Genomic DNA, 10,755 nt, shown 5'->3' with positions numbered 1-10,755 from the left:
AAGATATGAAGCAGATAATATCAGTTATAGCATTTTTAATAGCCTTGCCGGTTTTTGGCCAAAGGTTTGCTTATGTAGATAGTGAATACATACTTAACCAAATGCCCGAATACAAATCAGCACAAAAACAGCTTGATTTTCTTTCGGAGCAATGGGAAAAAGAGATTGAAAAGAAAAAAGAAGAGATAGCCAAACTTGAGAAAAACCTTTTAGCAGAGCGTTTAGTGCTAACGGATGATGTTATAAAACAACGCACCGACGAAATAACTGCTAAAAACAAAGAGTTGCGCGAGTATCAGGTGTCAAAGTTTGGAGTTAACGGAGAGTTGTTTACCAAACGCCAAGAATTGGTGAAACCCATTCAAGACAAAGTATTTGAAGCAATACAAAAAGTTGCCAAAGACAACGCCTTGGATTTTATTTTTGATAAATCGGGTGGGGTAACCATGTTGTACACAAATCCCAAATACGACCGCAGCGACGAAGTGCTGGAAGCCCTTGGCATAAGCCCCGGAGGAGAGGGACAAGGTGAAACACCCGAAGAAGAATAAAAAAAGTGTTTACCTTGCGGCCTTAAACTGTATAGAACAAAAACGACACAAAATATAGCTACGATGAAGAACAGTATTAAAACCCTTGCCTTAGTATTTGGTTTGATGATTTGCGCAATCACGGCAAATGCACAATCTAAAATAGCTCACATTCATGCAGATTCATTGGTGTTACTTATGCCCGAATCAGCAAAAGCAGACTCCGCAATACAAGTTGAGGTAAAAAAATGGGAGAATATGCTTTCAAAAAAAGAGTCAGAATTAAAAGTTCTTTATGAAAAAATCATGAAGGCCGTAAATAATAATAATGGTCAAGAACCCAATGATGATTTTTTTAAACTTGATGTTGCAGATTATCAAGAAGGGACTCAAAAGTTAAACCAGCTAGATCAAACGGCTAAAGACGCTGTAGCGACAAAAAGGCAAACCGTTTACGAACCCATTATTGCCAAAGTACGTAAAGCCATCGAAGAAGTTGCTAAAGAAAAGGGCTATACCTATGTGTTAGATGCTAGCGCAGGCGGTATTCTTTACTCACAACCATCAGACAACCTGATGAACGATGTGAAAAAGAAATTGGGCATTAAATAAGTTCAGTAAATAATAGAAAACATAACGGAAAAGTCCCTCATTTGAGGGACTTTTTTGCATATATTCGATATGCCAAAAATTGTGGAAGCAAAAAAACAACCCATAGGAATATTCGATTCAGGTATTGGAGGATTAACAGTGGCAAGAGCCATTGCCAAGCTAATGCCCAACGAAAGCTTTATTTATTTTGGTGACACCGCACACTTACCTTACGGTGATAAGTCGGCAGAATCAATAAAGCATTATTCGCGTAAAATAGCGTCGTTCTTGTTATCACATAACTGTAAGATGGTGGTGATAGCTTGTAACACCGCTTCCGCTACGGGGTATCAGGCGTTACTGCCTATGTTTGCTGATAAAAGCCTGCTCATAAATGTTATCGACCCTGTGGCGTCACACGTGTCACAAAATGTAAAGCAGGGTAAAGTGGGCATTATTGCTACTAAACGCACGGTAAGCACCAGAGCCTATTCAAAAAAGATTAAAAAAACAGCCCCAACATTGGCTACCGCAGAGTTAGCCACCCCGTTGCTGGCCCCCATGATAGAAGAAGGCTACTTTAACAACAACATCAGCCAAACAATTATCAATAGTTATCTGGAAAAGAAACCCCTTGCAGGTATTGATGCGTTGGTATTGGGCTGCACCCACTATCCGCTGATACAGGCTCAGATAGAGAAATACTACCAAAAGCAAAAGAAGCAAGTACCTATTATAGATTCGGCTAGTGTGGTGGCCCAGCAAGTAAAAAAGGTGTTGGACGATAAAAAACTCCTTAACCCCGAAGGACCTGCAGAATATAAATTCTTCGTGTCTGACTACACTACTGCATTTGAGAGTACTGCCCGTATTTTCTTCGAAGAAAAAATAAAACTTGAGTATTACCCGCTTTGGCAATAACCCATGCAACCTAAAGGCACGGTATTAATAATTGACGATGTACATCCTTACCTCAACGAGCATTTGCCTGCGTTGGGATACGCGATTGATTATCTCCCTTATATATCACGGGCTGAAATTATCAACTGCATAGGTAATTACGAAGGGCTGGTGGTACGCTCAAAAACAAAAATCGACCGTGAGGTTCTGCAAGAAGCGCACAAACTTAAATTTATCGGTAGGGCAGGGTCCGGTCTTGAAATTATTGATTTAGAATACTGTGAACAAGCGGGCATCACTTGTTTTAACACTCCCGAAGCCAACTGTGATGCCGTAGGCGAACAGGCCGTAGGTATGTTGTTGAGCTTATTGGCAAACATTCACAAATCATATTTAGAAGTAAATAACTTTGAGTGGGAACGCGAGGGCAACCGCGGGTTTGAGCTATCCTATATGACAGTGGGAATTGTCGGATATGGTCATACGGGAAGTGCCTTCGCAAAAAAGCTTTCAGGGTTTGGTTGCAAAATAATCGCCTACGATAAATACAAAACCGATTACGGCAACGAGTTGGTAGAAGAGTGCAGCATGGAGGCGCTTTATGCCCGTGCGGACGTTTTAAGCGTACATTTACCACTTACCAGTGAAACACATCACCTTATTACTTCCGATTATATAAATAGCTTTAAAAAGAGTTTTTACTTACTTAACCTATCAAGGGGAAAAATAATGCATACCCCCGCTGTACTATCAGCCCTGCAAAGCGGCAAACTGCGCGGTTGTGCGCTGGATGTATTGGAAAACGAAAACCTGCCCGAATATTCTTTCGACGAACGTCAGCAACTTTCCAACCTGCTGGCCTACCCTAACGTTTTAATAACAAGTCACACAGGTGGCTGGACGCATGAGTCCTATTACAAGATTTCCGTAAGCTTAGTTGAAAAAATAAAGCAACTGGGCTAAACCGAAATCAAAAATAATCGCCGGCCGGCAAACCCTTTGCACCAGTAGGTGCAGGTAAAATTTTATTCACTTTTAAAAAACAACCTATGAGAAGGATAATTTACCTATGGCTTTGCTTTGCCCTTCCTGTAGCACTACAGGCACAAACTACCACCGGGGAGTTAAGGGTTACTGTAACCGATGGAGAGGAATTAGTGGAGTTTGCTTATGTAACCCTGTACCAAGAAGGAGCGGTTATTAAGACCCAAAGCACCAACGAAAAAGGTATCGCAACTTTTAAACCCCTGAATGCAGGCAAATACAACGTGCGCGTAAACTATGCGGCACAAGATAAAACTTTGGCAGGTGTGGCAGTAGATGCTGATAATGTAACAGAAGTTACAATATCAGTAGGGTTAGTAGAAGTTACAGAAACAGTCGTAACTCATGTTAAAAAAATTGTAGATAATGATAAATGTATAGGTTGCGGACGGGATGGATTAATAGCATCTCCTATAAGGTCTAGTTTATCAAGCATAGCAAATACAGCTCCCGGTGTATTTGCTCAAGATGGCGGGGCAATGTCTATGAACGGAGCTCGTTTTAATTCAAGCCGTATTCTATGGAACGGTGTTTGGATAAACGGTTCAAACCTTTCAGGATTCCCAACTGCAGCCATTGGAAACGCATCCGTAATGTTGGGTGGCTTTTCAGCAGAGTACGGAGATTTTTTGGGCGGTGCTATCAGCGTTAATACCCCTCGTCCGGGGTTATTAAGAAGAAGCTCAGTAGAAGCCATTAGTTCCAGCTTGTTTGATAAATACCATAACAATTATGCAGAAGCCTTTTTTATGGGGCCTTTGATTGTAGAAAACAAAGGTCGCGACAGTGCTAAAGTTAAGTTGGGGTATTTACTATCGGGCAATTACCAATACCAAGCCGATAGGTCACCATCGGCGGTAGGTGTTTGGCGTTTGAAAGAAGACAAACTGAAAGAATTGGAAGAAACCCCTTTACGCTCATCACCTAAAGGAAACGGCTTTGTACCATCGGCAGAGTTTATCACCCAAAAAGATTTGGAAAAAATAAGTGCCAATCCTAACACTCCTTCGCAAACCACCTCACTGTTGGGCGAGTTGAATTATGTACCCAATGAGAACATTCAGGTACTATTTGGTGCCAAGTACGATTACGGCAATTTTATCAACTACAATTTTGCTAACAACCTGTTTAACCCCGGCAACAACTCACAAACCATTAACCACAACCTGCTTACCTATGTAAACTTTAACCACATACTAAAAACAAAAGAAAATGGTTGGATAACCAATGCCTTTTACAATGTTCGCTTAGATTATCAGGGAGCGTGGTCAACAACACAAGACCCTGAGCACGGTACTAATCTGTTTGATTATGGACACATAGGCCGTTTTAAAACATACAGCACCCCTGCGTATGAACTGGTATCGCATACAGAAAACCAGAAGCCGGACACATTTGAGGTAAACGGACAGAAGTACTACGTTAAGAATTACTACCGTCAAACAGGGAACCGCCCCATTGATACATTGGTAACATTTGACCGCAACGAAACACACAACCCATTGCGTGCCAACTACACCAGCTTGTATTATGATTTACTTGGGCAAGAGAATATAAACTCACTAACCTCTATACGTAGTAGCGGAGCAGGGTTGGTAAACGGTCAAAACCCGATAGGTATATATTCAAACATGTGGAACAACGTGGGGTTGGGAGTAACCGGTTACGGTAAAAGCCAAAGTGAGCAAGTAGGTATTAATGCCACAGGGCAAATAAGCACCAAAAACCACGAGTTACGTTTCGGTATGTATTACGAGCAACGTTTTCAACGTGCTTGGAGTGCTGATGCCAACGGCCTTTGGACATTGATGGGTCAATTGGCCAACAACGGCTTGGTGTTAGATACTGAAAATCCCCAACTGGTGTTAGACCAAAACGGGGTGTTTAGAGACACCGTTAAATACGGCTATCGTCAATCAGCATCACAGTCAACCTTTGATAAGCGCATCAGAGCAGCACTGATAGCACAAGGTGCCGTAGATAATTATGGCAAACCCATTACTGAAAACTCGTTTATCGATATCAACTCATACAATCCTGCCGATTTTAAACTTTCGATGTTTAGTGCTGATGAGTTGCTAAACAACGGTAACGGGTATGTAAGTTATTACGGGTATGATTACTTGGGTAACAAAACCAATGGCTCACGAAGTATCAATGCTTTTACTAATGATATTTTAAATCGCCCCGTGGGTGCTTATATGCCTACTTATGCTGCTGCATTTGTGCAAGACAGGATACAGTTTAAAGGTTTTACCATGCGTGTTGGCTTGCGTGCCGAAAGGTTTGACAACAATATGCCGGTGCTTAAAGACCCATTTTTGTTGTTTGATGCTAAAACAGCAGCCGAGGTGAAAACTATTGGCGGTACAGATGTGAAGCACCCTGAATCAATTGGCAATGATTATACAGTATATGTTGATGATGCCCGCAATCCCACACGCATTACAGGCTACCGCAGCGGTAATACTTGGTACAATGCGCAAGGGTTGCAAATAAATGACCCTGCAACTATTGCCGAGCAATCAAAAGGAAGCACGATACAGCCTTACCTTAGCAATGCTACACAAAATAGGGTAGAGGCTAACGCCTTTACCGATTACAAGCCACAGGTGCAATTATTGCCCCGCTTGTATTGTGAGTTTGCAGTTACGGATGTAGCTCGTTTTTTTGCCAGCTATGATGTGTTGGCACAACGACCTACCAACAACTTTGCTACCATAGCACAATACTATTTCTTACCCTTTAACTCAACCGATATAATAGGTAACCCCGATTTGAAACCTCAACGCAGTACCAACTACGAGTTAGGTTTTAGGGTTAAGTTGTCAGTAAACTCGGCATTGGCACTAACCGCTGCCTATCGCGAGCAACGCAACCTTATACAATTATATAAATACAACTACGCTTACCCGGTAAGCTATACCTCTTTTGCTAACATCGATTTTTCAACTATCAAAAGTTTCTCCGCTCAATACATTATGCGCAAAAACGAGCGGATTGAAATGGACGCATCCTACACGTTACAGTTTGCCGATGGCACAGGGTCATCAGCAGGCTCTCAGCAGGCATTGGTTGCAGTGGGGCAACCAAACCTACGCACACTTTTCCCTCTTAGTTTTGACGTTCGTAACAACATCAAGTTCAACGTCAGCTACTACACCCGTAGTGGAGATAAGTACACAGGACTTAAAATTAAGGGAGTTAAGGTATTTGAAAACATGGGCGTAGTGATGAACCTGAATGCGTTCTCAGGGTTACCCTACACCGTTAACCAACAACCTACGGCCAACGCACAAAGCGGTGCCGCCAATCGTTCACCTATTAAAGGTACACCCTTTGGCGCCCGTTTGCCTTGGCAACTACAAAACGACTTAAGTATCTTTAAAACCATTCCTACAGTTTTGGGTCGCTCAAAAGACGGCAGCAAAAAAATGGGAGAGTTTAGATTTACGCTGTCAGTAAATAATTTTATCAACCTAAAAAACATACGTGCCATACATCCTTACACCGGCTCAGCAGAAACCGACGGGTGGCTAAGCTCAGAACAAGGCCGTAAGGCAGTAGAAAGCGCAGTGAATGCACAATCATTTGTTGATTTGTACAACACCGCGCTACAAAACCCCGGTTACTATACTATGCCCCGCAGGATAAGGTTAGGGGTATCGTTAACCTTTTGATAACCTACTGTTTTTAAAGGGTTTTTGAAATTTTTCTTAAAAAATCAGGGGGCGTTACAACCCCCTGATAAAAAAAGTCGTTCTGGTATCCAGTACCTATAAACAACATTAATCGGATATAAATAGTGGTTTATAAAATAGATATGATTTTGTAGAGCCAAATGTTTAGTGTTTTTTTGCGGGAAGTGTAAAATTAATTTTAAATTGTGCCCCCAATTTTAGGGGCAAACTCGAGAATTGGAACTAATACCAAACTAAGTTGATATGAGAAGAAAAATCTACCTGTTTTTATTGGGTGTAATTGCTTCGGTTACAGCAATGGCCCAATCACAGTTGGGAGAAATCAGGGGTACCGTTTTTGACGAGGATACCAAAGAGCCGCTGATAGGTGCCACTGTAGAAGCGTATTTGGGAGGCCAGAAAATTACGGGTGCCGCCACCGACATTGATGGTGTGTACCGTATTAAAGGTCTTAAACCCGGAACTTATGACATCGTTATTAAGTACACCGGTTACCAAAGCAAGAAAATCGAAGGTCTTGCCATTCGTCCCGATCAGATCACATTCCAGGATGTGCAGATTGGCGAATCGGTAATTTCCGTAGGTGAAGTTGTTATCACTGAGAAAGCCCGCCCTCCCATTGTAAAAGGGGATGAATTGGGTCGTACCATTGATAACGTAGGCAAAATACCCACTCGTGGTGTAAACAGCCTTAGTAACACGGTTGCAGGTACCATATCTATTGATGGTGGTACACCAAGTTTCCGTGGTGCTCGTTCATCAGGTACTGCTTATTATATTGATGGTGTAAGGGTAATTGGTAACATCAACCTTCCTCAGCGCGGTATAGGCCAGCAAAACGTTATTACCGGTGGTGTATCTGCCGAATATGGCGACTTTGTTGGGGGTGCTATCAGCGTAACCACACCCCCGCCATCATCAACCTTTAACGCATCGTTTGAAGGTATCACTTCAAGTCTTTTTGATAAATACCACTTCAACCTGTTTGAGATGGCAATGACCGGTCCTATTTATACTAAAAATAAAGGTCGTTCAACTGCTCGTACAGTGTTGGGATATTTGTTTGCAGGTAACTTTAACTATACTGCCGACCGTTCGCCATCAGCTATCGGTGTTTGGCGTGTGAAAGAAGATAAACTAAAAGAATTGGAAGCCAGCCCTATCCGTTCGGCACCAATCGGTCAAGGTTTTGTGCCTTCGGCTGAGTTTATCACCAATAAAGACTTGGAAAAAGTACAAGCTACTCCTAACGTGCCACAATATGTGGTTACAGCCTTGGGTAACTTAAACTTTTCACCAACCGATAAAATACAAGTGATTTTGGGTGCTAAGTATGACTATTCAAACACAATAGGCTACAACTTCCAAAACAACCTGTTCAACTATAATAATAACGCACAAAGTATCCAGCACAGTTTGTTAAGCTACTTGAGCTTCACTCAAAGGCTTATCACATCAGAAGATAACAAAGACAAAAACGCTAAGCGTTTAGTTGAAAGTGCTTATTACACCATTCGTTTAGAATACCAATCAAACTGGAACATCAACCAGGATGCAGTTCACAAAGACAACATCTTTGATTATGGCTACATCGGCCGTTTCAAAACATACAGCCGCCCCGCATTTGAATTTGTAGGCGGAGGTAACGAAAACTCAAACCCCGATACGGTTCAATACAACGGTCAAACCTATTACATCAAAAACTACTACCGTCAAACAGGTAACAGGCCTATTGATACCTTGTTCACTTTTGACCGTAGCAATACCCGTAACCCTATCAGGGCTAACTACACCTCTGCTTATTATGACCTATTGGGTCAAGACGCTATCAACTCAATATTTGATGTGCGTAGTAGCAACGCCGGTTTGGTTAACGGACAAAACCCAATAGGTATTTACTCTTTGATGTGGAACAACGTAGGTACGCTAACCTCTAGTTATGGCAAAAGCCAAAACGAGCAGTACAGCTTGAACGCTTCAGGTGAAGTGAGCATTAAAGGCCATGACATTAAATTTGGTGTTTACTACGAGCAACGTGTATCACGTTCTTGGAGCGTATCATCAAACGGTTTGTGGACTTTGATGTGGCAGTTGATGAACAACGGTGTTGTGTTGGATACTGATAACCCAATTTTGTCAGTTGACCAAAATGGTATTTTCCGAGATACAGTTCGTTACAACTACAAACAATCAGAGAACCAATCAACTTTTGATAAAAACTTTCGTAAGAGGTTAATGGAGCGTGGTGTAATGGATAACTACGGCAACCCTATTACTGAAAACTCTTACGTTGATATTAACGCATTTGACCCTAACGACTTTAAACTAAGCGATTTTAGCGCTGATGAGTTGTTGAACAACGGTAACCGTTTAGTAAGCTATTTCGGTTACGATTACATGGGTAACAAACTAAAAGGAAATCGCGGTATTGCTGATTTCTTAGACCCAAGCAGGCGTGAAATTGGTGCTTATATGCCTATTTACTCTGCAGTGTTTGTTCAAGATAAATTCGCCTTTAAAGACCTTATCTTCCGTTTAGGTTTGAGGGTTGAAAGGTTTGATAACAACCTACCTGTACTTAAAGATCCATATTCATTGTATCCAATTCGCTCAGCAGGTGAAGTGAAAGAAGTAGGAGGTACTGCCGTTACTCACCCATCTTCTGTAGGTAACGATTATGCAGTGTATGTAGATAACATTGAAAACCCAACCCGTATTTTGGGTTACCGTGATGGTTTGGAATGGTACAACAAAGAAGGTATCAAAATTGCTGACCCTTCAGTACTTGCTAACAACTCTCGTACCGGTAAAATCCAACCTTACTTGGTTGACCCTAATAACGAAAACGTAACTGCTGCTTCGTTCACCGATTTCAAACCAACCATCAACGTGTTGCCACGTATTTGGTTTGACTTCCCAATTAACCAAGCATCTAGGTTCTTTGCCAGCTACGACGTTATTGCACAAAGGCCATCAAACGTATTTACTACTGTTGATGATTACTACTACTTGCGTTTTAACCCCACTACAACGCTTAACAACCCTAACTTGAAAGCCCAAACTACTACTGACTATGAGCTTGGTTTCAAACAAAGGTTAACAGATAATACCAGCAAGCATCAATCAGCGTTGAGTATAGTTGCTTCATACCGCGAACAACGTAACCTTATCCAGTTGTTCCGTTATAACTATGCTTATCCTATTGACTATACTTCATTTGGTAACATCGACTTTTCAACCATTAAGAGCTTCAGGCTTGAATATGAAATGAGGGATTTGGGTAACCTTAACATGGACGCTAACTATACCTTGCAATTTGCTGATGGTACAGGTTCAAGCACAGGTTCTCAAGCATCACTTATTTCAGTTGGTTTGCCCAACTTACGTACTTTGTTCCCACTTAACATCGACGTAAGGCACAACATCAAAGTTAACTTGTACTATGAATTTGCCGGTGGCGATAGGTACAACGGCCCGGTTTGGGGTAAAAAGAAAACCAAAGTACTTGAAAATGCAGGTATCAGCGTAATCTTTAACGCCTTCTCTGGTCTACCATACACAGCTAACCAAATTGCTACTCCAAACACACAATCAGGCGTAGTAGTTCGTAGCCCAATTAAAGGTACTCCTTTTGGTTCACGCCTTCCATGGCAGTTGCAAAACGACATTAACATTTACAAACGTGTAAATGTGAAGTTGGGTCGTAACAAATCAGGTATGCCTAAAATGGGACAAATGCAGTTTATGTTCTGGATACAAAACTTCCTAAACATAGATAACATTAGGGCTGTACACCCATACACCGGTTCAGCAACTGATGATGGTTGGTTGAGTTCAAACCTTGGTCGTGAGTCGATAAGGAACGCAGTTGATGCACAATCATTTGTTGATTTGTACAACACAGCCCTTGCTAACCCCGGCTATTATGGTTTGCCACGTCGTATCAGGCTGAGCGTATCGTTGCAGTTTTAATTAAAAAAAAATTACGG

Annotated in this window: 6 protein-coding genes; all 6 read left to right on the top strand. The window is 41.7% G+C overall.

Going from position 1 to position 10,755, the window contains the following annotated elements; translation table 11 throughout:
- Nucleotides 1-5 precede the first annotated feature (5 nt).
- The 6 genes from F9K23_08935 (at nucleotide 6) to F9K23_08910 (ending at nucleotide 10,738) form a co-directional block, all read left to right on the top strand.
- Nucleotides 6-551, top strand: coding sequence for an OmpH family outer membrane protein (locus tag F9K23_08935; GenBank protein ID KAB2916223.1), 546 nt, complete (start codon nucleotides 6-8; stop codon nucleotides 549-551).
- A gap of 63 nt (nucleotides 552-614) precedes the next feature.
- Complete coding sequence (locus F9K23_08930; protein ID KAB2916222.1) at nucleotides 615-1,142, top strand: OmpH family outer membrane protein; 528 nt, start codon at nucleotides 615-617, stop codon at nucleotides 1,140-1,142.
- An 81-nt stretch (nucleotides 1,143-1,223) separates the two neighbouring features.
- Entirely contained in the window at nucleotides 1,224-2,042 is an 819-nt protein-coding gene (gene murI / locus F9K23_08925; GenBank protein ID KAB2916268.1) for a glutamate racemase, read from the top strand.
- Between the two features lie 3 nt (nucleotides 2,043-2,045).
- A complete protein-coding gene (locus tag F9K23_08920) occupies nucleotides 2,046-2,984 on the top strand; it encodes a hypothetical protein (GenBank protein KAB2916221.1) in 939 nt (312 codons plus the stop codon).
- Nucleotides 2,985-3,070: 86 nt separating this feature from the next.
- Nucleotides 3,071-6,745 (top strand): TonB-dependent receptor, encoded by a 3,675-nt coding sequence (locus F9K23_08915; protein ID KAB2916220.1) that lies wholly within the window; start codon nucleotides 3,071-3,073, stop codon nucleotides 6,743-6,745.
- A gap of 264 nt (nucleotides 6,746-7,009) precedes the next feature.
- On the top strand, nucleotides 7,010-10,738 hold the full coding sequence (locus tag F9K23_08910) for a TonB-dependent receptor (GenBank protein KAB2916219.1): 3,729 nt from the start codon (nucleotides 7,010-7,012) through the stop codon (nucleotides 10,736-10,738).
- Nucleotides 10,739-10,755 lie beyond the last annotated feature (17 nt).

This window comes from Bacteroidota bacterium, from assembly GCA_008933805.1.
Classification (GTDB): Bacteria; Bacteroidota; Bacteroidia; order UBA8524; family UBA8524; genus SB11.
The sequence above is the reverse complement of the archived record's forward strand: the minus strand, read 5'-3'. Positions and strand labels throughout refer to the sequence as shown.

Bases quoted from the DNA above. Each gene is read 5' to 3' on its own strand.
- F9K23_08935 (KAB2916223.1), top strand. From the start codon at position 6: ATGAAGCAGATAATATCAGTTATAGCATTTTTAATAGCCTTGCCGGTT.
- F9K23_08930 (KAB2916222.1), top strand. From the start codon at position 615: ATGAAGAACAGTATTAAAACCCTTGCCTTAGTATTTGGTTTGATGATT.
- F9K23_08920 (KAB2916221.1), top strand. From the start codon at position 2,046: ATGCAACCTAAAGGCACGGTATTAATAATTGACGATGTACATCCTTAC.
- F9K23_08915 (KAB2916220.1), top strand. From the start codon at position 3,071: ATGAGAAGGATAATTTACCTATGGCTTTGCTTTGCCCTTCCTGTAGCA.
- F9K23_08910 (KAB2916219.1), top strand. From the start codon at position 7,010: ATGAGAAGAAAAATCTACCTGTTTTTATTGGGTGTAATTGCTTCGGTT.